The following is a 24,235-nucleotide window of genomic DNA, read 5'->3' as shown; positions in this document are numbered from 1 at the left end:
CGCGCGTTTGCAATGATTGTCTGGGGGCCGCGCCTCGATGAAGCCAGGTCTCTCGCTACGCGTTTCGCAGCATTTATCGCTTACGCCGCAGCTGCAGCAATCCATTCAGCTGCTGCAGCTCTCCACTCTGGAGCTGGCGCAGGAAGTCGAGCAGATGCTGGTCGACAACCCTTTTCTGGAACGTGCGGGCGATGAGGCCGAAACTGTGGGAGATGCTCCTGTAGATGTAGCTGCTAGCGCCAGTGAATACAGCACTTCAGATGGTATTCATGCTGAAAATGATGCGAAGCAAACGCAAACAGCTGCTGAAACAATAGCGGAAACGCCAAGCGCCGAGACTCCGGAAACGCTGAACTGGGAGGCCGACGGCATGGACGGCCAGGACGGGGAATGGGGCGGCGAATCCAGCAGCGAGTGGGATACGCCCTCGGCCAGCAGCTCCACGCGCAACCGCGATGGCGACGACGAAACCGATGCCATCGATCTGGCGCGCGAGCACCAGAGCCTGACCGACTTTCTGCACCGTCAGGCGCTGAGCCTGCATCTGGGCGCGGCGGACATGGCGGCGCTGCGCTTTCTCATCGAGTCGCTCAGCGACGACGGCTATCTCGAGGATTCCCTGCAGGAGCTGGCGCAGAGCCTGGCCGGCGACGATCTGGAAGAGCGCGAGGAGCTGGAGCAGCACTTTGCCATTGCGCTGAAGCTGCTGCAAAGTCTGGAGCCCGTGGGCGTGGGCGCGCGCGATCTGGCCGAGTGCCTGCAGCTGCAGCTGCGCGATCTGATCCGCACGGCCGAGGACGAGGGCACGACCGAGGCGCATATGAGCCGGCTGCTGCTGGCGCAGGCCATCTGTGCCCAGCCCATGGACCTGCTGGCGCGGCGCGATCTGCGCAAGCTCACCAGCCTGTGCGGCGCGCGCGAGGAACAGCTGCGCGAAGCCATGGCCCTGATCGCCAGGCTGGAGCCGCGTCCGGGGCGTCGCTTTGTCGATGTGGAGCGCCATATCGTGGTGCCCGATGTCATCGTGCGCCCGCTGCGGGCCGGCTCGGGCCGGGTGGACTTCTCCGTGCAGCTCAACCCCGAGGTCATGCCGCGTCTGCGCGTGCACGACATCTATGCCGGCGTGCTGCGCCGCCACAAGAACAGCGACGGCCATGCGGCGCTGCAGCAGCAGTTGCAGGAGGCGCGCTGGTTCATCAAGAACATCCAGCAGCGCTTCGACACCATCTTGCGTGTTTCCGAAGCCATCGTGGAGCGGCAGAAGAACTTCTTTGTGCATGGCGAGCTGGCCATGCGCCCGCTGGTGCTGCGCGATATCGCCGACACGCTGGGCCTGCACGAGTCCACCATCAGCCGCGTGACCACGGCCAAGTACATGGCCACGCCCCAGGGCACTTTTGAGCTCAAGTATTTCTTCGGCTCGGGCCTGGGCACGGAAACCGGGGGCAGTGCTTCCAGCACGGCCGTGCGTGCGCTGATCAAGCAGTTTGTCGATGCCGAAGATGCCAAGAAGCCGCTGTCGGACGCCAAGCTGGCCGACATGCTCAAGGAGCAGGGCATTGAGTGTGCGCGCCGCACCGTCGCCAAATATCGCGAGCAGCTCAAGATACCGACGACCACGCTGCGCAAGGCGCTGTAGGGCACCGCAGAAACAAGAAAGCCGCTGATGCATCACACAGCGGCTTTCTTGTTCTGTATTTAGGGCGGGAGCCTTGATAAGGCATTCCTCAAGTAAGGGGCAGCGAGCAAGAGTCGCCCTTGCGGCGATACTGCCGTCCCCCTTGGGGGCGCCCGGCCAGGGGAAGGCGCGTAGCGGCTCAGGGTGTTATCAAGAAACCAACCACCAGATAAACCAGACCAGCACGCCGATCATCAGGCCGAACTTGAGGATCTTGTAGAAGGTCGGATTCCAGTCGCGGAAGGCACGGCGGTACTTGCCCGCATAGAACGAGATCTTGAACAGCTTGCTGATCATGCCGCGCGGATCGCCCTCGTTGTTGGGCGAGCTGGCGGCGGCCACCACGTTCTTGCCCAGCCAGTGATTGAGCCACTGGGCAAAGCCATTGGTCATGGGGCGCTCCACATCGCAGAACAGCACGATGCGGTTGCCTTCCGAGCGGTTCTCGGCCCAGTGCATAAAGGTCTCGTCGAAGATCACGCCTTCGCCTTCGCGCCAGCTATAGGGCTGGCCGTCGACCTCGATCATGCAGCGGTCGTCGTTGGGCGCCAGCACGGCCAGGTGATAGCGCAGCGAGCCCGCATAGGGGTCGCGGTGCAGATTGAGCTTGGCGCCGGGCGGCAGCTCGGCAAACATGGCGGCCTTGACGCTGGGAATCGATTTCACCAGGGCCGTGGTCTTGGGGCACAGCTCCATGGCCGAAGGGTGGGCGTCGCCGTACCACTTGAGGTAGAAGCGCTTCCAGCCGGTCTTGAAGAAGGAGTTGAAGCCTGCGTCGTCGTTGTTGGCGGCGGCCTTGATCTGCATGTTCTTTTGCAGATTGACGGCTTCCTCGCGGATCTCGCGCCAGTTGGCCTGCAGCGGCGCCAGCTCGGGGAAGGTGCTGGTGGGCAGATAGGGCGTGCGCGGCACCTTGCTGAACATCAGCATGAAGACGTTGAACGGCGCTGTGAACGTGGAGTGGTCAAACAATTGCTTGACCACCTTGTGGCGCACCTTGCCGCGCAGATGCATGTACAGCCCGCAGCCAAAGAAGAGCAGCACCAGTGCCAGAACGATAATTTTTGCCATAAGGGCCAATTTTACCGGGGGCACCCCGGCGGCCACCATGGGGGCAGGTCAAACAGAACCGGGGTAGGGGAATATCAAAAGCAATAGCTGCCGGCGCTTGACGGCCAAGCGCAGCAGCCGGTCGGGATCAGATACTCAAGGCAGGGCCAGTACGGCGCAGTTGCACAGATCGGCGCTCTCGAAGGCCGTTGTGTCGCCCGCTTTGAGCCCCGGCACGGGGAACAGGCGCACCGTCAGCGGCTTGTTGAGGCGAAAAGCCATGGTGCCCGTATCGCGCATGACGGCAGCGATCTGCTCGGCGCTGCTGTCGCCCGGCACGGGCACGGTATCGAGGCCGATGCCGCAGACGCTGCTGTAGGTCAGCAGGGCGCGGATATCGAATTCGTCATTCAGACTGGCCTGGGCCAGGCCTTGGTCCTCGGTCACGGCCAGCATCAGGCCGCTGAAGCCGATCTGTGTCACGCCGTTGACCGATTTGAAGACGCGGGTCAGCAGGGCCGAGGCTTCCACCGTGCCGCTGGCGCCGAAATAGGGCACGCCCAGCAGTTGGTAGACATCGACCATGGAGGCGCAGGACTTGGATGGCGCGGCCGAGGTGTCCATGCCAGCGATATGCCAGCCCTCGGCCAGCGTCACGCCGTCGGCGCAGCGCTGGATGGCAGTGGCATGCTCGTTCAGGGTCTGGCTCAGGCGATCGAATGCGAGCTTGAACCACGCCGCGTGATCGAGCTGCTGGCGCTGCTGCTGCAGCTCCTGCAGTTCAGCCACCATGAGGTCTGGCGTTTCCAGGCCCAGCACCAGGGCGCCGTGGTGCTTGCCGCGGTGGTAGCTGGCCGGGAAATAGGGAATGCCGGGCGCGCAGTTGAAATTGACTGTGAAGTTGAAATTGCCTTCGCCGCGCGGCGTGGTGCGCGCGATTTGCTGAATCGCCTGCACGCTGTGGGCCAGCAAGTCGGTCTGCAGAAAGCCATGTTCATCCAGATCGATGTTCACGCAGGCATTGCACAGGTCGCCATAGGCGGCAATCAGCTGCGGCAGCAGGGCCACTTCCTGCGCATTGCGCGCTTCGCCCACGGCAAAGCGGATGCGGCGTTTGCCAGTGTTGATGGCCTTGAGCGTTTCGGCAATGCGCTGCAGGCCGGCGAGGGCGCTGTCTATGCCGTGGACGTCTAGGTATTCGCCGAACGGGTTGCTCACAATGCGGATGGACTGCACCTGATAGCCCCGGGCCTCGATGGCATCGGCCACGGCATCGCATTGCTGCTTGGCCTGGGTCAGGCCGGCCTGCCACTGTGCCTCATCGGCGCTCAGGTTGACAAAGGCGGTGACGGTGCGCACGCGCACCAGCGGGTTGAAGCTGATATTCATAGCAGTATCCATAGGCAGGAGAATGGCTGGTGGCCATTTTGCCTCTGAATATTCCGATCACAGCAGGCGTGTGCCCAGCGGCACCTCCTTGTCGGGCACGCACAGGGCCACGGCTCCCGTGGCGTCGTGAAAACCGGTCACAAGACATTCGCTCATCAAGGGCCCAATCTGCTTCTTCGGAAAGTTGATCACGGCCACCACCAGCCGTCCTATCAGCTCCTCGGGTTGGTAATGCTCGGTGATCTGCGCGCTGGACTTGCGCTGGCCCAGCTCGGGACCCAGGTCCACCAGCAGCTTGTAGGCGGGTTTGCGGGCCTCGGCAAAGACCTCGGCCTGCAGCACGCGGCCCACGCGCAGCTCCACCTTCATAAAGTCGTTCCAGCTGATTTCTTCCATGTCGTCATTGCTCCTTGGCCTGGCATCATGCCTTGGGTCCTGCGAGCATCTGTAGAGCAACGCTTGTCGTGCGCGGGCACCGGAAAAGGCCTAGCGCGTATGCTTATGCCCTGTAAAGCGCACAACAGGCTCCCGTGAGCGTCCGGCGCCTGCGCCGTTGCTGGCGCGCACTGATTTCTATGAACCAACTGCATTTGTTTCTGCCCTGCGCCGCCGGCGTCGAGGGCTTTCTGGCCGACGAGGTCCACGCCATCACCGGCGCCAGCGGGCAGGATCTGCTCGTGGGCCGGGGCGGCGTCATGCTGCGCGGCATGTGGCGCGATGCCATGCTGCTCAATCTGCACAGCCGTCTGGCCCAGCGCGTGCTGATCGAGCTGTCGCACACCATGTACCGCAGCGAGAACGATCTGTACCGTGCCGCCAGCGAGGTGGCCTGGGAGATCTGGTTCACGCCCAAGGAAACCTTCAAGATCGAGGTCACGGCCCAGCACAGCCCGCTGACCAGCCTGAACTTTGCGGCGCTCAAGGTCAAGGACGCGATCGCCGACCGTTTTCGCGCCAAGCGCAACGGCGTGCGTCCCAGCGTGGAGACCCACCACCCCGATGTGCGCGTGCACCTGCACCTGACGACCGACGGCGCGACCATCTATATCGACACCTCGGGCGAGGCGCTGTTCAAGCGCGGCTGGCGCGAGGACAAGGGCGATGCCCCGCTCAAGGAAACCCTGGCCGCGGCCATGATTGCTGCCTCGGGCTGGAACCCGCATGGCGACAATCCCCAGCCGCTGTACGACCCCTGCTGCGGCAGCGGTACCCTGGTGATCGAGGCCGCGCAGATCGCGCGCAGGATTCCAGCCGGCATTCTGCGTCGCTTTGCGTTCGAGAAGCTCGTGCCCTTTCAGCGTCATGTCTGGGAAGCCATGCTGGATGAGGCCGAGGGCCAGATCCTGCCCGAATCGCCGGTGGGCATTTACGGCTCGGACATCGCTTTCCGCATGGTGGACTTTGCCCAGCGCAATGCCGAACGTGCGGGTGTGTCCGATACCGTCAGCCTGCGCGGCGGCGATGCATTGCAGCGCATGCCGCCCAGCGAGCAGCCCGGCATGATGCTGCTGAACCCGCCCTATGGCGAGCGTATCGCGGCCGCCGGCAGCGCAGGCCGCAATGCGGCCGAGCGCATGGGCCAGGTCGAACGCGCAGGCCGTGAAACCGCGCAGACCGAGGACGGCGGCGAATTCTTCAACCAGCTGGCCAGCCACTGGAAGAAGAACTACAGCGGCTGGAGTGCCTGGATGCTGACGCCCGACCTCAAGCTGCCCAGCAAGATGCGCCTCAAGGAGTCGCGCCGCACGCCCATGTGGAACGGCCCTATCGAGTGCCGTCTGTTCCGCTTCGACATGGTCAAGGGCGCGGTCAAGCCACGCAAGCCTGCGGACGATGCTGCGCAGAACGGATCGCCGGAAGGCCGGCCTCAATGAAGATCGCTCCCCTGAGCTGGCCGGCCTGCAACGCCGGCTACGACGGCCCTTTGCCGCGTCCCATGATTCTGGACACCAATGTGGTGCTGGACATGCTGATCTTTGACGACCCGGATATTCCCGCCATCCGTGAGCTGGTCGCCCGTGGCGAGGTGCGCTGGATTGCCGATGAGGCCCAGCGCATCGAGCTGGGTCGTGTGCTGCGCTACAGCCAGATTGCGCCGCGCGTCAGCTACTACGGCAAGACGCCCGAAGGCGTGATGGCCGCTTTTGATGCAGCCGTCGAATATGTGTCCGCCGCACCCAAGATTCGCTTCACCTGCACCGATCCCGACGACCAGCATTTCCTCGATCTGGCCAGCCAGCACAAGGCCTTGCTGGTTAGCAAGGACAGGGCCGTGCTCAAGCAGCGCAAGCGCGTGGCAACGCACTATGGCGCGACGGTGGGCAATGTGGTGGTGATGGAAGAGGAGCGGCTGGCCGCCTAGTGTGGCTAAGCAAGGCGTGCACCCCGGTATTGACTGGCAGCGTTATTTGGAGCTGCTGTGTCAAACAGGCTCTTGCACCTGTTTTGGCCTGAGTATTGCCTCCGTTGCCTGCTTGTTGGCTCAGTCGAAAAACCGCATGCCCGCATAAGGCCGCAAGCGGCATTGCGCCAGGCGGCTTTCCAGCGAACCGACATGGGCTTCGAGCTGGTGGCCGTCCGGGTCCAGAAAGTAGAAGGAATCGCCTTCGCTGTGGTTGCTCTTCCACTCCCGGACCCCGCATGACCTGGCATGCTCCACAAAGTGCGCGAAGTCCTGCTGAGCAATGGTGAATGCGTAGTGGGTGTAGTCAGAGCTGCAGGCCTGTCTTCGCTGTTCGTCTGACGACAGGCACAGCCACAGATTGCCGAGTCCCAGATAGGCACCCGTATCCCACTGCGCGCGTAGACGAAATCCCGGCACCTGCACGTAGAAGTCAACGCTGCGCTGCAGGTCCGCGACGGCAAGCGTGAGGTGATTCAATCCGGTAAGCATGGTGGCGATGGGCATGGGCAACACAAGGCGTGGAGTGTGCCATTGCCGTGCATCACTTCGTTCTGGGCAGCCACGGCACGCCGTTGATATGGCTGCCGCCATCGACAAACAGCGTATTGCCCGTGACATAGCGGCAGTCTTCGCTGGCCAGGAATAGGGCCGCGCCGCCAATGTCCCGCTCGGGATCGCCCATATGGCCCATGGGATTCAGGCGCAGCATGTCGGCTGCGTTCTCGGGCTGGCTCGCCGCAAATCTTTGATAGGCTTCGGTGGCGGCGCCGGGACACAGGGCGTTGCAGCAGATGCCAAAGGCCGCCCATTCGCGCGCGGCAGAGCGGGTGAGCGTGCGCAGCGCTTCCTTGGCCATGTTGTAGTCCACCGAATAAGGGTGGGCGTTGACACCGTTGAGCGAGCACATATTGATGACCCGGCCCCAGCGCCGCTCCTTCATGCCGGGGAAGACTGCCTGCATGGCCCAGAGCGCCGATTGCGCACCTATGCGCCAGGCCCAGTCGGAATCGAGATCGCCGAGCGTTTCGACCCTGGCAAAGCCGGGCTGGCTGCCGGGACGCCGACCCCAGGCATTGTTGACGAGGATGTCGATGTGGCCGAACCGCGCCAGGGCGGCATCGACCATGCTCTGCACGGCGATATGCTCGCTCACATCGGCAACGGCATGTCCCACCTGAACGCCAAATTCGTCGCGGATTTCTGCGGCGACCCTGGCACAGGTTTCGGCATTGATATCGGCCAGCCACAGGCTGGCGCCTTCCGCCGCAAAGCGGCGTGCCACGCCTTTGCCAATGCCGGCACCTGCGCCCGTGATCAGGGCTACGCGGTCTTGCAGTCGGTTCATTGTTCAGCTCTCCTCGTTCCATGGACGAGTCACTGTGCGGTGTCGCCGGCGCTGCGACATCGTCGAATCGGACGAGAAATCGGCCCATGAATGTGGCGGCCGAACCACCCATGGCTGGCCCGGATTTGCCCATGCGGATTAGGATTCATGCCGCAGGGACGACCTTGCCGGGCGATGCGATGCATGGCCTGAATTCCTGCCGGGACGGCCTGGCCATTCGATCTTCAAAGAGGTTTTCTATGGCTTGGGTTTATCTGCTGGTGGCCGGCGTTCTGGAAGTGGTCTGGGCCTTCACCATGAAGCAGTCCCATGGTTTCACCAACCTCAAATACAGCGCCATCACCATCGTGGCCATGATCGCCAGCTTCGGTCTGCTGTCGGTGGCCATGCGCACGCTGCCCCTGGGCACGGCGTATACGATCTGGACCGGAATCGGCGCCGTGGGTGCATTCCTGGTGGGCGTCACGGTGCTGGGCGAGCAGCTCAGCGCCATGCGCGTGGGAGCGGCCGTCCTGATCGTCAGCGGTCTGGTGCTGATGAAGCTGTCAGCGGAGTGAATGCCCGGGCTTCGTCCCGGACAGTGCTGCAGTTCCATGCGGAACTCGCTCTCGATCTCCTGGTGTGAATGGCTGCGGGGGACGAACGCGTGGGGTGAAGCGCATGGCGCGACAATAACGGGATGACATCCTCCACGACGCCCCTGCATCCCAGCGCAGCTTCGGCCCGCAAGGCCCAGCCCAAACTGACCACGCTGGACAAGACCCGCATTGACGACACACGCATCAAGATCGTGCGCCCGCTGCTGACTCCGGCACTGCTGGAAGAGTGGCTACCCGTGACCGAAGAGGCGCAGCAGCTGGTCGAATCCAGCCGTGCCGCCATCTCGCGCGTGCTGCATGGCCAGGATGACCGGCTGGTGGTGGTGGTCGGACCCTGCTCCATTCACGATCACGATCAGGCCATGGATTACGCGCGCCAGCTCAAGGTCCAGGCCGATGCGCTCAAGGACGATCTGCTGATCGTGATGCGGGTCTACTTCGAGAAACCGCGCACCACCGTGGGCTGGAAGGGCTATATCAACGACCCGTACCGCGACGGCAGCTTTGCCGTCAATGAAGGGCTGGAGCTGGCGCGCCGCCTGCTGCTCGATGTGCTGGCGCTGGGCCTGCCTGCGGGCACGGAATTCCTGGATCTGCTGTCGCCGCAGTTCATCAGCGACCTGGTCAGCTGGGGCGCGATTGGTGCGCGCACCACGGAGAGCCAGAGCCATCGCCAGCTGGCCAGCGGTCTGAGCTGCCCTGTGGGCTTCAAGAACGGCACCGACGGTGGCGTGAAGGTGGCCAGCGATGCCATTTTGGCCGCCCAGTCCTCGCATGCGTTCATGGGCATGACCAAGATGGGCCAGAGCGCGATCTTCGAGACACGCGGCAATCAGGACTGCCACATCATCCTGCGCGGCGGCAAGGCTCCCAACTACGACGCTGCCCATGTCCAGGCTGCATGCGAAGTGCTGGAAAAAGCGGGCTTGCATCCGCAGGTGATGATCGACTTCTCGCATGCCAACAGCAGCAAGCAGCACCGTCGCCAGATCGATGTATCAGCGGATGTGGCCGAGCAGATTGCCGGGGGCGACACACGCATCACCGGCGTGATGATCGAAAGCCATATTCACGAAGGCCGTCAGGACATTGTCGAAGGGCAGGAGTTGCAATACGGTGTCTCGCTCACCGATGCCTGCATCAGCATGGAGCAGACGACGCCGGTGCTGGAGCAACTGGCAGCCGCCGTGCGCGCACGGCGCCTCAAGGCGGCCTGAGGCCGGGCACACGAAGCTGGATGAACAAGAGGCGCCGCGGCGCCTCCTGTTCTTTTCAAGGGGAGAGTCCTTTTGGACATCGGGCGGAATGCCCGTATCTTCAAAGCTCCAGCGTCAGCTTGAGCATGTCCTTGTGCTGCACGCCACGCTCCCACAGCGGGGTGGTGTAGTTCTGCAAAAAGAAGTCGCGCTCGATGTCGGTGACGCGAAAACCCAGGCGTTGATAGAACAGCAGCTGGTCGCCAAAGCTGCCAGTTCCCACTTCCAGCTGTTGTACGCCGCGTTCGCGCATCTCACGGATGGCGCGCTGCAGCAGGGCCGAACCTATGCCCTTGCTCTGCCAGGCCGTGGATACGGCCATATTCATCAGCTCCCATCGGTGAAGGCCGTCGCCCTCGGGGACCAGCACGCATACGCCGATCAGGGCGCCGAGGCCGCTGGGCGTGAACTGGGTCGTCTGGCGCGCTCCGAAGCAGGTGGATCCGGGCAGATAGCGTTTGATGCGCTCGCGTGAGGGGTCGGCCAGCAGCAGCAGATGCCAGGGGGCTTCTGCGGGGTTCATGGTGGTGATATGCCAGGAGTCGGTCGTGCCGGGGCCGGCCAGTGTGGAGCTCATGCGCGCACTCCCTTGCGGCGGAAGGCGGGCGCTGCATATCGGCCGGGCTGGATGTCGGCATTCACTCGATGGGACGAAAGCCCGTCCATCTGCTGCAAACCACAATCTCGCGCCATTTCCACTTTCCACCTGCGGGAGTTGTGAGCCCGCCACAAATATTGTCAACAGGCCATAGCGTAGCAGTCGGAGGGCAAATTCGGTGACGTACTGGTGAAAAGTACAGCGTTCTGCGGCAATTTTGATGCAGGAATCTCGCAAATATTGATCTGCACAGGCCTTGCAACTGCGTGAGCAAGTACTTCAAGGCAGTGCATTGACGAGGCTGACGCCCTTTGCGCAGGACGGGCTTTGCAAAAACGGAGATAGTGGTTTATACTTAGCAACAAGGGTTAACCCCTAGGGTTTAACCCGCGAATGACAGCACATGAGATGCGTGCTGTCCATCGCTTGAAGTGCATCTCTTGATTTCATAGAAAGCTCATCATGCGCCAAGCTATCAACTCCCTGATCGAATTCATCCAAGAAGCTCGCGAGTTCCATCTGGATCTGGCCAACCAGTAATCACGAACTGGTTCGAGAAACAGCCGCCGCTCAAGGCGGCTTTTTTTCGTCCCGAAAGAGATGATCAGGCCGCCAACAGGCCCTGTTTCTCTATGAAGGCGACCACCTCGTCCAGACCTTCCAGTGTCTTGAGGTTGGTCATCACAAAAGGCTTGAGCCCCTTGGGCGTAGTGCGCTGCTTGATGGTGTCGCTGCGCATGATGTCCAGATTGGCGCCCACATGGGGGGCCAGGTCGGTCTTGTTGATGACGAAGAGATCGCTCTTGGTGATGCCGGGGCCGCCCTTGCGCGGAATCTTCTCGCCTGCTGCCACGTCGATCACGTAGATGGTCAGATCGGACAGTTCGGGGCTGAAGGTGGCAGCCAGGTTGTCGCCGCCCGATTCGATGAAGACGATGTCGGCATCGGGGAAGTCCTTGAGCATGCGGTCGATGGCTTCCAGGTTGATGGAGGCATCCTCGCGAATCGCCGTGTGCGGGCAGCCACCGGTCTCCACCCCCATGATGCGCTCGGCGGGCAGGGCGCCGCTGATGGTCAGCAGGCGCTGATCCTCCTTGGTGTAGATGTCGTTGGTGATGGCAACCAGGTCCCATTTGCCGCGCATGGCCTTGCAAAGCATCTCCAGAATCGTGGTCTTGCCCGAGCCCACGGGCCCGCCTATGCCCACGCGCAGCGGCGGCAGCTTCTTGGTGCGGTTGGGGATATGGTGCAGTGCGGTCGACATGGTGAGTTCTTTAGTGAATGAGAGGGTTGCGATCAGCGGGCCTTGCCGTAGGCACGCTCCACCTTGGCAATGCGCAGCTCGAAATGCTGGTACCAGGTGGTGTGACCTTTTTCCTGGGCGATCTGGTGTTCGGCGTTGTGCTTCCATTGACGGATGGCTTCCTCGCTTTCCCAGTAAGACACGGTGATGCCGAAGCCTTCGGCATCGCGGGTGCTTTCAGCGCCCAGATAGCCTGCCTGCTGGCCGGCCAGCTCCACCATGCGGTCGGCCATCTCGCCATAGCCCTGGTCCGTCTGGGTGCGCAGGGAGGTGAAGATGGCGGCGTAGTACGGTGGCTGGGGTGTGGCGGCAAACAGAGCAGACATGGCAGATGGAGGTTCAGCTACGGAAAAGTCGAGAATACTGGTGTTCATGCTGGGCCGAGAGAATGGCCAGCATGGGCGAAAAAGCCTGTCTTGCGTTGTCCGGCAATGCCAGCGCGTATTCGACGGCGGCGGGAATCTCGGAAGTCAGTCGCGCCAGGATGCGCTGGCCGGCGCTCTGGCCCAGGGGCACGGTCTTGATGGCGGCCTGAACCATGTTCTCGGCCCAGCCAAAGGCATAGGCCAGCAGCGCATCGCGCGGCGTGGCTCCGGTGCATTGGGCCGCCAATGAGAAGGCGATGGGGTAGCTGGCATCCTGCGCGGCCAGCCAGTGGACGCCGGCCAGCGGGACTGCTTCGTCGGCGTAGCGGTTTTTCAGCCACTCGGTCAGCGAGCGGCCCATCTGCTCGGTTTGCAGGCGCAGCTCGCTGGTTTCGCGCGTGACTCTTACCCACTGGTTGAGACGGGCAATGCGCGCCAGATCCTCGCTTTTCCAGGCCGGCATGGCCTGCGCAATCACGGCCATGTCCCCGCGAGACTGGGTCAGATGCAGCTGCTGCACCAGCCAGCCGGCGGCCTCTGCTTCCGTTGTGACCAGCGTCGCATTGATGGCCGCTTCAAGCCCTTCCGAGTAGGAAAAACCGCCGATGGGCAGGGCCGGCGAGGCCAGCCACATCAGCTGCAGAAAGCTCTGCGCGCCCAGAGCCAGCAATGGCTCAGTGGGCGTGGTCATGCGAGTGTTCATGGCCGTGATGATGGTGGCTGTGGCCATCATTGGTCACATGGCCGCCATAGGCGCCTCCTTCGGGCTCGAAAGGCAGGTCGGCTTCGACCACCGTCATATGCATGCTGCGCAGCATATCGGCCAGAACGTGGTCGGGTTCGATCTTCAGATGGTCGGGCTGCAGCTCTATCGGCACATGGCGGTTGCCCAGGTGGTAGGCCGCGCGCATCAGGTCAAACGGCGTGCCATGCTCGGCGCAGGCCGTGATCTGCAGCACTTTTTGCGGTGCGGCCAGCACGCGGATCAGGCTGCCGTCTTCGGCCACCAGTACATCGCCGCCGCGTACGGCCTGGCCGCGTGGCAAGAAGACGGCCAGCTCGCGACCCTGGCTGTCGGTGGCAGCAAAGCGGCTCTTCTGACGCACGTCCCAGTCCAGTTCCACGGACGCGGCGCGTTTGAGGATGACGGTGGAAAGGCCCTGGCCCTGGAGCAGCAGTTTGTTGGCAGTGAGCATGGTGAATTCACAATGAAATAAAAGGCCCGAACCAGATTGGCGCGCATGTTGCATGCCCTGCGCATATCAGTGATTTTGATGGACAACTCTTTTGGAAACTTCGACAGAAATGGCAGCCCCGACCTCTTTGCATGATGCGCCTGCCGACTGGCAGGGCTGCGGCGTAGCCTATGTGGCGGTGTATGGCACTTTGCGTGCCGGTGGCATCAACGATATTGCAAGGCTCCAGCCAGGCGTTGCCTGTGTCGGCAGGACCCAGCTGACCGGCACTTTGCATGACCTTGGCTGGTACCCGGGCCTGAGGCTGCAAGGCTCGCAGGCCGTGCTGGCCGAGGTCTACCCCATGGACGCAGCGCTGGAGCGGGCCATGGACCGCATCGAAGGCCTGTGGCCCGAAGACCTGGGCGAATACGCCAAACGCATTCTGACCCTGCCCGTGATGCTGACCCAGGGCGGTCAGCAGTCCATCACCGTGCTGGTCTACGAAGCCTTGCCCGCCACCGTGAGCGCTGCGCCGGAGCTTGCCGTCAGTGACTGGCTGGCCTGGTTTGAGGGCAAGGGCATGCAGCATCCGGATTCGGAGTTTCAGCTCAACACCGCTCAGAACAGAAAATAGCGCTGTGCCATGGGTAGGCTGACCGCAGGCTCGCAGGTCAGCAGATCGCCATTGGCGCGCACGGCATAGGTCTGGGCATCCACCTCCATATGTGGCGCCAGATCGTTGTGGATCATGTGCTGCTTCTTCACATTGCGTATGCCCTTCACCGCCGACAAGGTCTTTTGCAGCCCGAAGCGCTGGCCGATGCCGGCGGCAAGCCCTGCCTGGGAGACAAAGGTCAGCGAGGTCCTGGCAAGCGCCCCGCCAAAGCTTGCAAACATGGGGCGGTAATGCACGGGCTGAGGCGTGGGAATGGAGGCGTTTGGATCGCCCATGGCCGCCATGGCGATGCTGCCGCCCTTGAGTATGCAAAACGGCTTGACGCCAAAGAAGGCGGGCTTCCAGATCACGATATCGGCCCACTTGCCCACCTCGATGCTGCCCACCTCGTGGCTGATGCCATGGGCAATCGCGGGATTGATGGTGTATTTGGCGATATAGCGCTTGACGCGGAAGTTGTCGTTGCGCGCGCCGTCGCCGCTCAGGGCGCCGCGCTGCAGCTTCATCTTGTGCGCCGTCTGCCAGGTGCGCAGAATGACTTCGCCCACGCGACCCATGGCCTGGCTGTCGGAGCTGAACATGCTGATCGCGCCGATGTCGTGCAGGATGTCCTCGGCCGCAATCGTTTCCTTGCGGATGCGGCTTTCTGCAAAGGCCAGGTCTTCGGCAATGCCGGCGTCCAGGTGGTGGCAGACCATGAGCATGTCCACATGCTCGTCCAGCGTGTTGATGGTGTAGGGGCGCGTGGGGTTGGTGGAGCTGGGCAGCACATTGGCCTCGCCCACCACCTTGAGGATGTCGGGCGCATGGCCGCCACCCGCGCCTTCGGTGTGGAAGGTGTGAATGGTGCGCCCCTTGAAGGCGGCCACGGTGTCCTCCACAAAGCCGGACTCGTTGAGCGTGTCGGTATGGATGGCGACCTGGGTGTCGGTGTCCTCGGCCACATCGAGACAGTTGCTGATCGCTGCCGGGGTGCTGCCCCAGTCCTCGTGCAGCTTGAGGCCGATGGCACCGGCACTGATCTGCTCGTGCAGGCCGCCGGGCAGGCTGGTATTGCCCTTGCCCAGAAAGCCCAGATTCATGGGGAAGGCGTCGGCGGCCTGCAGCATGCGTTCCATATGCCAGGGGCCTGGCGTGCAGGTGGTGGCGAAGGTGCCGGTGGCCGGGCCGGTGCCTCCGCCGATCATGGTGGTCACGCCGCTGGTCAGCGCTTCCTCGATCTGCTGCGGGGCAATGAAATGGATATGGGTGTCGATGCCGCCTGCGGTGACGATATTGCCTTCGCAGGAGATGATCTCAGTGCCCGGGCCGATGATGATGCTCACGCCCGGCTGGGTGTCGGGGTTGCCGGCCTTGCCTATGGCCACGATGCGGCCGTTCTTGAGGCCGATGTCGGCCTTGACGATGCCCCAGTGGTCCAGGATCAGTGCGTTGGTCAGCACGGTATCGACCGTGCCACCTCCGTCAGGGCCGGTTCCCGTCCCGTCGCGTGTGCGCTGGCTTTGCGCCATGCCGTCGCGGATGGTTTTTCCGCCGCCGAACTTCACTTCCTCACCATAGCCGCCAGCGGCCAGGGTGTAGTCTTTTTCGACCTCGACGATGAGTTCGGTATCGGCCAGGCGCAGGCGGTCGCCCACGGTGGGGCCAAAGGTTTCTGCGTAGGCTCGTCGGTCCATGGTGGCCATTGAGGAATCTCCGATTCAGGTGTTCAGCGCAGGGACTGCTGCTGGGCCGCCGGTGGCAGGGCTGCGGGGTTTGTGCCGAGCAGGTCGCGCAATGTGCCCAGTGCCAGGGCCAGCAGCAGTGCGGCGCAGCAGCGGTAGGTAAAACGGCTCCAGTGCGCAGCAGCGCGGCGGAAAAGTCGATCCACCAAGGCTGCGCAGACAAAGCACCAGAGCAGGGACGAAGTCATGAATCCCGCGAAGAACAGCCCGTAATCGCTGGCGCCGGGGTGGGCCACACCCACCGCCCCCAGGGCGCTGCCCATGGCGGCCCAGTAGGCCAGGTTCTGCGGGTTGGTCAGCGACAGGGCCATGCCGCGGCGCAGGGCCTGTTTCTGCGTGGCGGCGGCGGTGGCAGGGGCATCGAGCCGGTGTTCGGTACGCGCGGCCTGCCAGCTGTCCCAGGACAGCCAGAACAGGTAGGCGGCGCCCGCCAGACCAATCGGCCAGCGCAAGGCGTCGACCTGCATGACCAGACCAATGCCGGCCAGGCCCAGCAAGGCCCAGCTTGCATCACCCACCAGCGAACCCAGCTGCACGGCCAGCGCCGGACGATAGCCGCCGCGCACACCTTGGCGCACGGTCTCTGCAAACACCGCTCCGGGCGCTGCGTTGAACACCAGGCCCAGCACAAAAGCAGAAGCAAACAGCATCAGCATGGCAGGTCAGTCCCTGGAATCTGCGGGCAGTGGGCCCTGGACCAGACCGCGAAAACCATAGATCTGGCGATCGCCGCCGATTTCGACCAGCTCCACCGTGCGCTGCTGGCCCGGCTCGAAGCGCACGGCCATGCCGCTGGCAATATTCAGTCGCATGCCGTGGGCGGCGGCGCGGTCGAAATCCAGACCCGCATTGGTTTCGGCGAAGTGGTAGTGCGAGCCGACCTGAATCGGCCGGTCGCTGGCATTTTTCACCACCAGCGTGAGCGTGCGGCGGCCGGGGTTGAGTGCATGGCTGCCTTCGTCAAGAATCAGTTCGCCGGGGATCATCTTTCACCTCCTTGCGCAAAGGCCTTGTGCTGCGTTGTGCCAGGGTGTTTCATATCAGGCCAGTTTTGTCAGCATGAAAGCGCCGAGCGCGGCAGTGGCTGCACCGCCGAACCGGGCAGCCCATTGGTGGCGCTGCATGAGGGCATGACCGAGCACCATGCCGGCGATATGCAGTGTGGCCGAGCCCAGTGCAATGCCCACCAGCGCGCCGACGGCTGCCAGGCCGCTGTCTCCGGCCAGCTCAAAGCCGTGCGCAGCGCCGTGGAAGAAGGCAAACACTGCAGCCAGGGAGGCGGCGGCGGCCCAAGGCATTTTTTGCTGAACCAGCACCAGCAGGCCCAGCACCAGCACCGATGCGGCAATCATGGGCTCCACGCCCGGCACCCACAGGCCGGCAAAGCCGGCCACGGCCCCCGCCACCAGAAGGGCCACAAAGGCCGCAGGTGCACGCCAGGCCGTGCGCAGGCCGGGCATGGTCAGCGCACTCCAGGCACCCACGGCCAGCATGGCGGCCAGATGGTCAGCACCGGTAAACGGGTGGGCAAAGGCATGACCCAGGCTGTCGAGAAAGTGGTGATGGCCGCCTGCATCGGTGCCCATATGTGCGAGGGCGGACAGGGGCAGTGCAGTCGCCGCGGCGGCTGTGGTGGCAAGGAGCTTATTGAATTTCATAGCTATCTGCGCTTGATGGATAAGGGTTTGATGGCTGAAAGGCTTGAAGCCTCTGGAGGCTGCTTCAGGCGATGGGCTCATGCACGGTGACCAGCTTGGTGCCATCGGGGAAGGTGGCTTCGATCTGGATGTCGGGAATCATTTCGGGGATGCCCTCCATCACATCGGCGCGGGTCAGCACGCTGCGGCCTTCGCTCATGAGCTGGGCCACGGTCCTGCCATCGCGTGCACCTTCCATCACAAAGGCACTGATCAGCGCCACGGCCTCGGGGTAGTTGAGCTTGAGGCCACGAGCCATGCGCCGCTCGGCCAGCAGGGCCGCAGTGAAGATCAACAGCTTGTCTTTTTCGCGTGGTGTCAGTTCCATCTTCTTCAATCCCTCAGTCGGCACGCGCATCCGGCAGGGCTGAATGAACGCGAGGAGTCAGTTTCATGCCCTTTTATGTAGCAAGTGCCATGCCAAAGGCCAGTCTTTATTGCCAGCCTGCAGGCAAGCCGCCGCAGGTGTTTTGCACCTTGTTGGTGCTGTCGGCACGCAGTTGTGCACCACGGCGTATCGGTGAGGCAGCGATGGTGCTTTGTGGTGCATTGTCGATCCGTAGCGGTGCATTGCATGGCACGAACTTTGCTGTTCTGGTGCATGTACAAAAGACCATTGAATAGGGGATTCGCTCAGGGCCTGGGTACCACGGCAAGACTCGGAGTGCTGGCCTTGGGCGGTACGCTGTGGATGGCTTCAGCCGTACAAGCGCAAACAGCCGAGGAAGGCGACAAGGTATTGCCCGAGGTGAGGGTGAGTGCCATGGTCAAGGGACAGGCGCTGGATGAGTCACAACGCGCGTTTTCCGTCACCGAGTTCAGGCGCGACGAGATTCGCGAGCAGCCCAGACAGGAAGTGGAATCGCTGTGGAGCCAGGTACCCGGCATGCATGTCAATCACTACCAGCTCAGCGGTGTGGCTAACGGGCTGGTGCTGCGCGGCTTCGGCGGCGGCGGCCATGGCGGCGATGTGGCGGCCACACTGGATGGCATCCCGCTCAACGAAGCCATGTCGCATGCGGATGGCTATTTCGATCTCAATGTGGTGGTGCCGCTGGAGCTGGATCAGCTCAATGTCTATCGCGGTCCCGTGTCGGTGCTGCAGGGCAATTACAACCGCGCCGGATTGCTGGAGCTGCGCACCAGACGCAGCGGCAGCTATGCGGAGTTCGATGTCAGTGCCGGTTCGCACGGCATGTTCGATACACAGGCCGCTCTCGGGCGCGAGCTGGAGGGGGGTGACCAGCTCAATCTGGCGACTCAGCATTCGCGCGGTGACGGGGCGCGGCCTGCCTCGCGTCATGAGCGCAGCACCATCAGCGGCACCTGGAAGCACCATGTGCATGAAAAACTCGATATCTCGCTGTCCGGCCGCTGGCATGAGGCGCGTGGCGACTCGCCCGGTTATCTGACCGAAGCGCAGTGGCGGCAGGACCCACAGGGCAAGGACAGCCGCGTGGTGGGTGATGGTGCCAACAAGCACTTTGGCACGCTGCGCCTGGATGCGCAGTACGCACTGGATGCCGATACCCGTCTGCTGGGCTTTGTCTACGGCACGCAGCAGGATTTTGTGCGCTGGTTCACCCGCCCGCGCAGCACCACCTGGATGCAGCGCGAGGAGCGCTATGACCGCAGCGTGCTGGGAGTGGGCCTGAATCTCAGCGGCAAGTCGCTTCTGGCGGCGCGCGAGTTGAACTGGATGCTGGGCCTGGAGCAGGTGCGCGAGTCCACCGACTATGGCTACTGGGATGGATTGCTGGATCGCCGGCGTACCGGCCCTGCATTGAATGATCGCAATACGCGGCTCGACAACACGGCGATCTACGGCCAGGCTGGCTGGCAGCCAACGGTCTGGTTGCAGACCACGGCGGCCTTGCGCAGGGACCGTTTTGACGGCCGCTGCCGTCTGCTGGGAGGGGAGGCCGGTGGCGATGAATGCAATCGCATGCAGGGCCGCAGCCATGCCAGCCCCAAGCTGGGAGCACTGGCGCAGCTCAATGCCCGCACAGCCGTGCGTGCCAGTTGGTCGCAAGGCTTTGCGCTGCCCAGCGACTTTGCCAAATACGCGCTGCGCAACAGCGATCTGCACGCCAATGTCTTTCGCCAGAGCGAGCTGGGCGTGGAGTGGAAACCATCAGGCCATTGGCTGATCGATGCCTCGCTCTACCGCATCAGCTCCAGCCATGAAATACGCAGCACGGCACCTGGTGAGTATGAAAACCTGGGCGCGACCGTGCGCAAGGGCGCCGAGCTGCAGCTGCACTGGCTGCCCAGCCGCAACTGGCATGTGGAATGGACTTATGGCCACAATCGCTCCGAAGTCACGCAGAACGCGGATGCCGCACTGCTGGGCCGGCGCGTGGTGGCCGTGCCCGAGTACACGAGCACCGTGCATGCGCGCTGGATGCCGCGCAGCGATGTCACCGTGCATGGATTGCTGCGCCATGTGGGGCGTGCGCCCATCAACGCCAGCAATACCGAATGGGCCGGCAGCTTTCGCTGGCTGGACCTGGGTCTGCAATACCGATTGCCCGCAAGCCTGGCGCGTAATGCCAGCCTGAGCCTGTGGCTGCGCAACGCCGCCAACACCCGCTATGCCAGTACCACCACCATGATTGCCGGCCAGCGTCTGGTCGCCCCCGGCGCGCCGCGCAGCGTGCAGCTGGGCCTGCAATTTTCCTTATGATTTCCGGAGCTTCCATGTCTGTTTGCAGCACACGTAAAAACATCATCGCGCGCATTCTGTGCACCACGGCCGCAGCCTGGCTGCTATGCGCCAATCCGGTCTCTGCCCATAACGTCTGGCTGGAGCCTGATGCGCAGGGCGGCTATGTCTTGCAGTTTGGCGGTCATGAAGGCAGGACAGAAGCCTTCGATCCGGCCAAGCTGCAGCGTGTGCATGCCTATGACCTGCGCGGACGTGAAGTGCCCAGCGCCATACAGAATGTGCAGGGTGGCATCCGCATCAAGCCCGATGCCAGTGCTGCGCTGATCGCTGTGGAACTCGATAACGGCTATTTCAGCAGTACGGGTGCCGAGGGCGCCATGCTGCCTTTGCCCATGGACCAGAACCCCGGTGCGGTGCGCGGCGTGCATGCGCGCAAGTTCCACAAGACCGTGGTGCGCTGGGGCGCCGTCATGCAAAGGCCGCTGGGGCAGATGTTCGAGGTGGTTCCGCTTCAGGGGCAGTCTCCTCATGCCGGTCAGCCGCTCAGGCTGCAGGTGTTGCTGCATGGCAAGCCGCAGTCTGGCGTGAGGCTGTCCTGGGGTGAGAAGGGCTCTCCCACGATGACGGACGCGCAGGGGCTGGCGACCATGACGCCTGCTGTCGGCAGCAATACGCTGCAGGCCATACTGCGTCAGCCTGTGCAGGGCGACCCCATGACAACCGAGAACAGCTACGAGTATTTGCTGCGCTTTGCCGTGCATTGATGAAGCTGCGCTCCGTCGGCCTTCGCACCGGAGAGCAGATTCTGCAAGGCATCCGCGAGGCGAGGATTTGGCGTGCAGATCAGCAAGCTGCATGTCTATGCGGTGCAGGACGGCAAGGCCAGCAAACAACTCGATCCGCGTTGCTGCAGGCTGAGATCAAGACTGCTCTCGATCCGTGGACTGGCAAGCTGCGCAGCGCGGCCTTGCCGGCATGCCTGCAGCCGGTCTGAGTCGACAGGCTGTCGTGCACTTCAATAGTGCCGGCTGGTTTGCGCGGTCTGCATCTGGTGCATGCGGCACTGCAATGGTGCCTGCATGTGGCCGATGCTGATCGCACAAAGTTGCATTCGGCCTGTGCTCGGCAAAAAAGCGACAGCAGCGCCGCCGTATGCAGTGAGCAAGCCATGGCAGGTGGTGCTGGCACGGTAATTGCACTTCAGTTTTTGCGGTCAATGTGACCGAACAAAACCTCCTGGGAGTGCTGAAATGAATCGTCGCGGAACCCTCACAACACTGGCTGCATCCATGGCTCTGGGCCTGGGCTTGACTTCTCAGGTGCTGGCTGCAGACACCATCAAGGTGGGTGTGTTGCACAGCCTCTCGGGAACCATGGCCATCTCCGAGACCGTGCTCAAGGACACGGTGCTGATGGCCATCGACGACATCAATGCCAAGGGCGGCGTGATGGGCAAAAAGCTCGAGCCCGTTGTGGTGGACCCCGCCTCCAACTGGCCGCTGTTTGCCGAAAAAGCCAAGCAGCTGATCACCCAGGACAAGGTAGCCGTGGTCTTCGGTTGCTGGACCAGCGTGTCGCGCAAGTCCGTGCTGCCGGTGTTCGAGCAGAACAACGGCCTGCTGTTCTACCCCGTGCAGTACGAGGGCGAGGAACTCTCCAAGAACGTCTTCTACACCGGCGCCGCACCCAACCAGCAGGCGATTCCCGCTGTCGAGTACCTGATGAGCAAGGAAGGCGGCGGTGCCAAGCGCTTTGTGCTGCTGGGCACGGACTATGTGTATCCGCGCACCACCAACAAGATTCTGCGTGCCTTCCTCAAGTCCAAGGGCGTGAAGGATTCCGACATCATGGAAACCTACACTCCCTTCGGCCACAGCGACTACCAGACCATCGTGGCCGATGTGAAGAAGTTCTCCACCGGTGGCAAGACCGCCGTGATCTCCACCATCAACGGCGATTCCAACGTGCCCTTCTACAAGGAGCTGGGCAATGCCGGCCTCAAGGCCAAGGATGTACCGGTCGTGGCCTTCAGCGTGGGTGAGGAAGAGCTGCGCGGTGTGGACACCAAGCCTCTGGTCGGTCACCTGGCGGCATGGAACTACTTCATGAGCGTGAAGAACCCGACCAACACGGCCTTCATCAAGCAATGGGGCGATTACGCCAAGGCCAAGAACATCGCCGGCCACAAGGACAAGCCGCTGACCAACGACCCGATGGAAGCCACCTGGGTCGGCATCCACATGTGGAAGCAGGCCGTGGAGAAAGCCAAGAGCACGGATACCGACAAGGTGATCGCCGCCATGGCCGGCCAGACCTTTACCGCACCCAGCGGCTTCACCCTGAAGATGGACGAGAAGAACCACCATTTGCACAAGCCCGTGATGGTTGGCGAGATCAAGGCAGACGGTCAGTTCAGCGTGGTCTGGAAGACCAAGGGTCCGATCAAGGCCCAGCCCTGGAGCCCGTATATCGAAGGCAACGACAAGAAGAAGGACGAGCCCAACGGCAAGAGCTCCTGATTCGCTCCCTAGGACTGGAGAGGTCTGGTGGGTTCTCCAGTCCTGAAAAGATAGCTGCTTGCGCTTTATTGGCAATGGATGCAGCGCTAAATATCCGAGACTTTTTATGAAACTACTGCGCAAGTCATGGCGGCTGGTATGGGCCGCCGGGCTGGGCTCCTTGCTGAGCTTTGCCAGTCACGCACTGACGACCGAGCAGGCCTATGCCATGGCTGCGGCAGACGACTCCGAGCAGCGCGTGCAGGCCATCAATCAGGCCGTACTGGCACCCGATGCGCAGAGCGACGGCGGTCGCCTCGCTGCCTATCTCAAGGCGCTGTCCGACGATGAAGTGCGCGTGTCCCAGGGCCGGGCCTATGTGGTCAGCGGCGATGCGGTCAGCGATGCGGCGACCGGCGCAGACGTCAAGCTCCCGCCCGATGCCGAGGAGGTCGTCAGCAACAACTATCTGCGCTCCGTCATCGACACGGCACAGGCCGCGCTGGCGCTGGGCAGCAGTGATGTGCAGGCGCGCCGCAAGGCCGCCGAGCAACTGGCCTCCGAGCCGGATGCCGAGCGCCTGCCGCTGATAGAAAAAGCGCTGGCCACCGAAAAGGACGGCCAGGTCAAGGCCTTGCTGGAGCGCAGCCTGGCGGGCAGCCTGCTGGGCAGCGACGACGCAGGGCAGCGCCTGAAGGCGGTGCAGCAGCTGTCGCATCAGCAGACCCCGGAGACGCAGTTGCTGTTGAACCAGCGCCTGTCCGAAGAGTCCGACCCCGGCGTGCAAAAAGCCATCAAGGCCGCGCTGGCCGGCATTGCCGAAGGCCTGGCCTGGGGCGACAGGCTGGGGGCGATCTTCAGCGGCATCAGCCTGGGTTCCGTGCTGTTGCTTGCGGCGCTGGGTCTGGCTATCACCTACGGCCTGATGGGCGTCATCAATATGGCGCATGGCGAGCTGATCATGATCGGCGCCTATGCGACCTATCTGGTGCAGCTTCTGTTCCAGCGCTGGCTGCCCGAGGCCTGGTTTGGCGGGTATCTGGTGGTGGCGATTCCCGTGGCCTTTCTGGCCTCGGCGCTGGTCGGTGCGGTGCTGGAGCGTGGCGTGATCCGCTTTCTCTACGGCCGCCCGCTGGAGACGCTGCTGGCCACCTTTGGCATCAGCCTGGTGCTGCAGCAAACCGTGCGCAGCCTTTTCGGAGCGCAGAACGTGGGCGTGGAAAACCCGGCCTGGATGAGCGGCGGGATCGCGCTGCTGCCCAATCTGACACTGCCCTGGAACCGCATCGCCATCATCGTATTTGCGTTCGCCGTGCTGGCGGGCGTGGCCTTCATGATCGCCAGAACGCGCCTGGGCCTGTTCGTGCGCGGCGTGACGCAGAACCGCGCCATGGCTTCCTGTGTGGGCGTCAACACGGCACGCACCGACACCTATGCGTTTGCACTGGGCTCCGGTATCGCCGGTCTTGCCGGCTGCGCCTTGAGCCAGATCGGCAATGTGGGCCCGGATCTGGGGCAGAACTACATCGTGGACAGTTTCCTGGTGGTGGTGCTGGGCGGTGTGGGGCAGCTGGCGGGCACCGTCTATGCGGCTCTGGGCCTGGGCGTGCTCAGCAAGCTGCTGGAAGGCTGGACCGGTGCCGTGCTGGCCAAGATCGCCGTGCTGCTGTTCATCGTGGTCTTCATTCAAAAGCGTCCACAAGGCATCTTTGCCCTGAAGGGCCGCAGTGCGGAAACATGAAGCACCCCCTGAGTCGCTTCGCGCCTTCCCCCGCTCTCGCATTGCTGCGCGCTGCGGGCAGGGGAC

26 protein-coding genes and 1 pseudogene are annotated in these 24,235 nt (G+C 63.0%); 12 read left to right on the top strand and 15 right to left on the bottom strand.

Annotation, left to right across the window (positions count from 1 at the left end):
- The first annotated feature begins 37 nt into the window (after nt 1-37).
- The gene (locus tag V8Z78_RS07660) at nt 38-1,639 is read left to right on the top strand and encodes an RNA polymerase factor sigma-54 (protein WP_349731193.1); all 1,602 of its coding nucleotides are present in this window, start codon (nt 38-40) and stop codon (nt 1,637-1,639) included.
- A gap of 189 nt (nt 1,640-1,828) precedes the next feature.
- On the opposite strand, the gene V8Z78_RS07655 is transcribed toward V8Z78_RS07660, so the two are convergent.
- From V8Z78_RS07655 to V8Z78_RS07645, 3 genes are all read right to left on the bottom strand, one after another.
- The gene (locus tag V8Z78_RS07655; protein WP_080746150.1) at nt 1,829-2,749 is read right to left on the bottom strand and encodes an aspartyl/asparaginyl beta-hydroxylase domain-containing protein; all 921 of its coding nucleotides are present in this window, start codon (nt 2,747-2,749) and stop codon (nt 1,829-1,831) included.
- A 135-nt stretch (nt 2,750-2,884) separates the two neighbouring features.
- Complete coding sequence (locus V8Z78_RS07650; RefSeq protein ID WP_046461577.1) at nt 2,885-4,117, bottom strand: DUF711 family protein; 1,233 nt, start codon at nt 4,115-4,117, stop codon at nt 2,885-2,887.
- A gap of 57 nt (nt 4,118-4,174) precedes the next feature.
- Nucleotides 4,175-4,513 (bottom strand): tRNA-binding protein, encoded by a 339-nt coding sequence (locus tag V8Z78_RS07645; RefSeq protein WP_003068205.1) that lies wholly within the window; start codon nt 4,511-4,513, stop codon nt 4,175-4,177.
- A gap of 179 nt (nt 4,514-4,692) precedes the next feature.
- Between V8Z78_RS07645 and V8Z78_RS07640 the strand changes: the two genes are divergently transcribed.
- The gene (locus V8Z78_RS07640; RefSeq protein WP_349731192.1) at nt 4,693-5,991 is read left to right on the top strand and encodes a THUMP domain-containing class I SAM-dependent RNA methyltransferase; all 1,299 of its coding nucleotides are present in this window, start codon (nt 4,693-4,695) and stop codon (nt 5,989-5,991) included.
- Nucleotides 5,988-6,479: a PIN domain-containing protein gene (locus V8Z78_RS07635; protein ID WP_349731191.1), complete on the top strand. Its 492-nt coding sequence runs from the start codon at nt 5,988-5,990 to the stop codon at nt 6,477-6,479. Before V8Z78_RS07640 ends, V8Z78_RS07635 begins: the two co-directional genes overlap by 4 nt.
- A gap of 120 nt (nt 6,480-6,599) precedes the next feature.
- On the opposite strand, the gene fos is transcribed toward V8Z78_RS07635, so the two are convergent.
- Both fos and V8Z78_RS07625 read right to left on the bottom strand, forming a co-directional pair.
- On the bottom strand, nt 6,600-7,010 hold the full coding sequence (fos, locus tag V8Z78_RS07630; protein WP_046461691.1) for a fosfomycin resistance glutathione transferase: 411 nt from the start codon (nt 7,008-7,010) through the stop codon (nt 6,600-6,602).
- Nucleotides 7,011-7,062: 52 nt separating this feature from the next.
- On the bottom strand, nt 7,063-7,866 hold the full coding sequence (locus tag V8Z78_RS07625; protein ID WP_057093919.1) for an SDR family NAD(P)-dependent oxidoreductase: 804 nt from the start codon (nt 7,864-7,866) through the stop codon (nt 7,063-7,065).
- A gap of 239 nt (nt 7,867-8,105) precedes the next feature.
- On the opposite strand from V8Z78_RS07625, the gene V8Z78_RS07620 reads away from it, so the two are divergent.
- Both V8Z78_RS07620 and V8Z78_RS07615 read left to right on the top strand, forming a co-directional pair.
- Nucleotides 8,106-8,423: a DMT family transporter gene (locus V8Z78_RS07620; protein ID WP_003068215.1), complete on the top strand. Its 318-nt coding sequence runs from the start codon at nt 8,106-8,108 to the stop codon at nt 8,421-8,423.
- Between the two features lie 122 nt (nt 8,424-8,545).
- Nucleotides 8,546-9,682, top strand: a complete 1,137-nt coding sequence (locus V8Z78_RS07615) for a 3-deoxy-7-phosphoheptulonate synthase (RefSeq protein ID WP_012840171.1) — start codon at nt 8,546-8,548, stop codon at nt 9,680-9,682.
- A 100-nt stretch (nt 9,683-9,782) separates the two neighbouring features.
- Here V8Z78_RS07615 and V8Z78_RS07610 read toward each other — a convergent pair whose 3' ends face one another.
- The 5 genes and pseudogenes from V8Z78_RS07610 to ureE all read right to left on the bottom strand — a co-directional run.
- A complete protein-coding gene (locus V8Z78_RS07610) occupies nt 9,783-10,298 on the bottom strand; it encodes a GNAT family N-acetyltransferase (protein ID WP_057093917.1) in 516 nt (171 codons plus the stop codon).
- A gap of 625 nt (nt 10,299-10,923) precedes the next feature.
- The gene (ureG, locus tag V8Z78_RS07605; protein ID WP_003068221.1) at nt 10,924-11,583 is read right to left on the bottom strand and encodes an urease accessory protein UreG; all 660 of its coding nucleotides are present in this window, start codon (nt 11,581-11,583) and stop codon (nt 10,924-10,926) included.
- 32 nt (nt 11,584-11,615) lie between these two features.
- The gene (locus V8Z78_RS07600) at nt 11,616-11,948 is read right to left on the bottom strand and encodes an antibiotic biosynthesis monooxygenase family protein (protein ID WP_003068222.1); all 333 of its coding nucleotides are present in this window, start codon (nt 11,946-11,948) and stop codon (nt 11,616-11,618) included.
- Nucleotides 11,949-11,961: 13 nt separating this feature from the next.
- Nucleotides 11,962-12,678 carry an urease accessory protein UreF gene (locus V8Z78_RS07595; RefSeq protein ID WP_003068225.1) on the bottom strand — a complete coding sequence of 239 codons (717 nt, stop codon included), beginning with the start codon at nt 12,676-12,678 and terminating at the stop codon, nt 11,962-11,964.
- A pseudogene (ureE, locus tag V8Z78_RS07590) lies at nt 12,665-13,183 on the bottom strand (urease accessory protein UreE); the annotation flags it as partial. The pseudogene ureE and the gene V8Z78_RS07595, both read right to left, overlap by 14 nt.
- A 109-nt stretch (nt 13,184-13,292) precedes the next feature.
- On the opposite strand from ureE, the gene V8Z78_RS07585 reads away from it, so the two are divergent.
- On the top strand, nt 13,293-13,799 hold the full coding sequence (locus tag V8Z78_RS07585) for a gamma-glutamylcyclotransferase family protein (protein ID WP_349731190.1): 507 nt from the start codon (nt 13,293-13,295) through the stop codon (nt 13,797-13,799).
- Here the strand turns inward: V8Z78_RS07585 and ureC are convergent.
- The 5 genes from ureC to V8Z78_RS07560 form a co-directional block, all read right to left on the bottom strand.
- Nucleotides 13,784-15,526: an urease subunit alpha gene (ureC, locus tag V8Z78_RS07580; protein ID WP_349731189.1), complete on the bottom strand. Its 1,743-nt coding sequence runs from the start codon at nt 15,524-15,526 to the stop codon at nt 13,784-13,786. The genes V8Z78_RS07585 and ureC overlap by 16 nt on opposite strands.
- A gap of 23 nt (nt 15,527-15,549) precedes the next feature.
- On the bottom strand, nt 15,550-16,221 hold the full coding sequence (locus tag V8Z78_RS07575; RefSeq protein ID WP_003068233.1) for a LysE family transporter: 672 nt from the start codon (nt 16,219-16,221) through the stop codon (nt 15,550-15,552).
- Nucleotides 16,222-16,227: 6 nt separating this feature from the next.
- Entirely contained in the window at nt 16,228-16,551 is a 324-nt protein-coding gene (locus V8Z78_RS07570; protein ID WP_003068236.1) for an urease subunit beta, read from the bottom strand.
- A gap of 54 nt (nt 16,552-16,605) precedes the next feature.
- On the bottom strand, nt 16,606-17,223 hold the full coding sequence (locus V8Z78_RS07565) for a HupE/UreJ family protein (RefSeq protein ID WP_349731188.1): 618 nt from the start codon (nt 17,221-17,223) through the stop codon (nt 16,606-16,608).
- A 64-nt stretch (nt 17,224-17,287) separates the two neighbouring features.
- Nucleotides 17,288-17,590, bottom strand: a complete 303-nt coding sequence (locus V8Z78_RS07560) for an urease subunit gamma (protein WP_003068240.1) — start codon at nt 17,588-17,590, stop codon at nt 17,288-17,290.
- Nucleotides 17,591-17,655: 65 nt separating this feature from the next.
- Between V8Z78_RS07560 and V8Z78_RS07555 the strand changes: the two genes are divergently transcribed.
- From V8Z78_RS07555 to urtB, 6 genes are all read left to right on the top strand, one after another.
- On the top strand, nt 17,656-17,886 hold the full coding sequence (locus V8Z78_RS07555; RefSeq protein ID WP_012840162.1) for a hypothetical protein: 231 nt from the start codon (nt 17,656-17,658) through the stop codon (nt 17,884-17,886).
- Entirely contained in the window at nt 17,879-19,948 is a 2,070-nt protein-coding gene (locus V8Z78_RS07550) for a TonB-dependent receptor (RefSeq protein WP_349731187.1), read from the top strand. Before V8Z78_RS07555 ends, V8Z78_RS07550 begins: the two co-directional genes overlap by 8 nt.
- A gap of 14 nt (nt 19,949-19,962) precedes the next feature.
- The gene (locus V8Z78_RS07545) at nt 19,963-20,694 is read left to right on the top strand and encodes a DUF4198 domain-containing protein (protein ID WP_034362890.1); all 732 of its coding nucleotides are present in this window, start codon (nt 19,963-19,965) and stop codon (nt 20,692-20,694) included.
- Nucleotides 20,694-20,924 carry a hypothetical protein gene (locus V8Z78_RS07540; RefSeq protein ID WP_034362831.1) on the top strand — a complete coding sequence of 77 codons (231 nt, stop codon included), beginning with the start codon at nt 20,694-20,696 and terminating at the stop codon, nt 20,922-20,924. Before V8Z78_RS07545 ends, V8Z78_RS07540 begins: the two co-directional genes overlap by 1 nt.
- A gap of 256 nt (nt 20,925-21,180) precedes the next feature.
- On the top strand, nt 21,181-22,449 hold the full coding sequence (urtA, locus tag V8Z78_RS07535) for an urea ABC transporter substrate-binding protein (protein ID WP_003060644.1): 1,269 nt from the start codon (nt 21,181-21,183) through the stop codon (nt 22,447-22,449).
- A gap of 106 nt (nt 22,450-22,555) precedes the next feature.
- Nucleotides 22,556-24,169, top strand: coding sequence for an urea ABC transporter permease subunit UrtB (urtB, locus tag V8Z78_RS07530; protein WP_349731186.1), 1,614 nt, complete (start codon nt 22,556-22,558; stop codon nt 24,167-24,169).
- Nucleotides 24,170-24,235 lie beyond the last annotated feature (66 nt).

The sequence above is a fragment of the Comamonas sp. wu1-DMT genome, assembly GCF_040187805.1.
Classification (GTDB): Bacteria; Pseudomonadota; Gammaproteobacteria; order Burkholderiales; family Burkholderiaceae_C; genus Comamonas; species Comamonas thiooxydans.
This window is presented reverse-complemented; position numbering and strand designations above follow the sequence as displayed.

What these genes read in the sequence shown, in the direction of transcription:
- V8Z78_RS07545 (WP_034362890.1), top strand. Translation starts at nt 19,963, where the DNA reads ATGTCTGTTTGCAGCACACGTAAAAACATCATCGCGCGCATTCTGTGC.
- V8Z78_RS07575 (WP_003068233.1), bottom strand. Translation starts at nt 16,221, where the DNA reads ATGCTGATGCTGTTTGCTTCTGCTTTTGTGCTGGGCCTGGTGTTCAAC.
- ureG (WP_003068221.1), bottom strand. Translation starts at nt 11,583, where the DNA reads ATGTCGACCGCACTGCACCATATCCCCAACCGCACCAAGAAGCTGCCG.
- V8Z78_RS07625 (WP_057093919.1), bottom strand. Translation starts at nt 7,866, where the DNA reads ATGAACCGACTGCAAGACCGCGTAGCCCTGATCACGGGCGCAGGTGCC.
- fos (WP_046461691.1), bottom strand. Translation starts at nt 7,010, where the DNA reads ATGCTTACCGGATTGAATCACCTCACGCTTGCCGTCGCGGACCTGCAG.
- V8Z78_RS07640 (WP_349731192.1), top strand. Translation starts at nt 4,693, where the DNA reads ATGAACCAACTGCATTTGTTTCTGCCCTGCGCCGCCGGCGTCGAGGGC.
- V8Z78_RS07650 (WP_046461577.1), bottom strand. Translation starts at nt 4,117, where the DNA reads ATGAATATCAGCTTCAACCCGCTGGTGCGCGTGCGCACCGTCACCGCC.
- urtA (WP_003060644.1), top strand. Translation starts at nt 21,181, where the DNA reads ATGAATCGTCGCGGAACCCTCACAACACTGGCTGCATCCATGGCTCTG.
- V8Z78_RS07585 (WP_349731190.1), top strand. Translation starts at nt 13,293, where the DNA reads ATGGCAGCCCCGACCTCTTTGCATGATGCGCCTGCCGACTGGCAGGGC.
- V8Z78_RS07635 (WP_349731191.1), top strand. Translation starts at nt 5,988, where the DNA reads ATGAAGATCGCTCCCCTGAGCTGGCCGGCCTGCAACGCCGGCTACGAC.
- V8Z78_RS07660 (WP_349731193.1), top strand. Translation starts at nt 38, where the DNA reads ATGAAGCCAGGTCTCTCGCTACGCGTTTCGCAGCATTTATCGCTTACG.
- V8Z78_RS07555 (WP_012840162.1), top strand. Translation starts at nt 17,656, where the DNA reads ATGCCCTTTTATGTAGCAAGTGCCATGCCAAAGGCCAGTCTTTATTGC.
- V8Z78_RS07610 (WP_057093917.1), bottom strand. Translation starts at nt 10,298, where the DNA reads ATGAGCTCCACACTGGCCGGCCCCGGCACGACCGACTCCTGGCATATC.
- V8Z78_RS07615 (WP_012840171.1), top strand. Translation starts at nt 8,546, where the DNA reads ATGACATCCTCCACGACGCCCCTGCATCCCAGCGCAGCTTCGGCCCGC.
- V8Z78_RS07540 (WP_034362831.1), top strand. Translation starts at nt 20,694, where the DNA reads ATGAAGCTGCGCTCCGTCGGCCTTCGCACCGGAGAGCAGATTCTGCAA.
- V8Z78_RS07620 (WP_003068215.1), top strand. Translation starts at nt 8,106, where the DNA reads ATGGCTTGGGTTTATCTGCTGGTGGCCGGCGTTCTGGAAGTGGTCTGG.
- ureC (WP_349731189.1), bottom strand. Translation starts at nt 15,526, where the DNA reads ATGGCCACCATGGACCGACGAGCCTACGCAGAAACCTTTGGCCCCACC.
- V8Z78_RS07595 (WP_003068225.1), bottom strand. Translation starts at nt 12,678, where the DNA reads ATGACCACGCCCACTGAGCCATTGCTGGCTCTGGGCGCGCAGAGCTTT.
- V8Z78_RS07560 (WP_003068240.1), bottom strand. Translation starts at nt 17,590, where the DNA reads ATGGAACTGACACCACGCGAAAAAGACAAGCTGTTGATCTTCACTGCG.
- V8Z78_RS07655 (WP_080746150.1), bottom strand. Translation starts at nt 2,749, where the DNA reads ATGGCAAAAATTATCGTTCTGGCACTGGTGCTGCTCTTCTTTGGCTGC.
- V8Z78_RS07570 (WP_003068236.1), bottom strand. Translation starts at nt 16,551, where the DNA reads ATGATCCCCGGCGAACTGATTCTTGACGAAGGCAGCCATGCACTCAAC.
- V8Z78_RS07645 (WP_003068205.1), bottom strand. Translation starts at nt 4,513, where the DNA reads ATGGAAGAAATCAGCTGGAACGACTTTATGAAGGTGGAGCTGCGCGTG.
- urtB (WP_349731186.1), top strand. Translation starts at nt 22,556, where the DNA reads ATGAAACTACTGCGCAAGTCATGGCGGCTGGTATGGGCCGCCGGGCTG.
- V8Z78_RS07600 (WP_003068222.1), bottom strand. Translation starts at nt 11,948, where the DNA reads ATGTCTGCTCTGTTTGCCGCCACACCCCAGCCACCGTACTACGCCGCC.
- V8Z78_RS07565 (WP_349731188.1), bottom strand. Translation starts at nt 17,223, where the DNA reads ATGAAATTCAATAAGCTCCTTGCCACCACAGCCGCCGCGGCGACTGCA.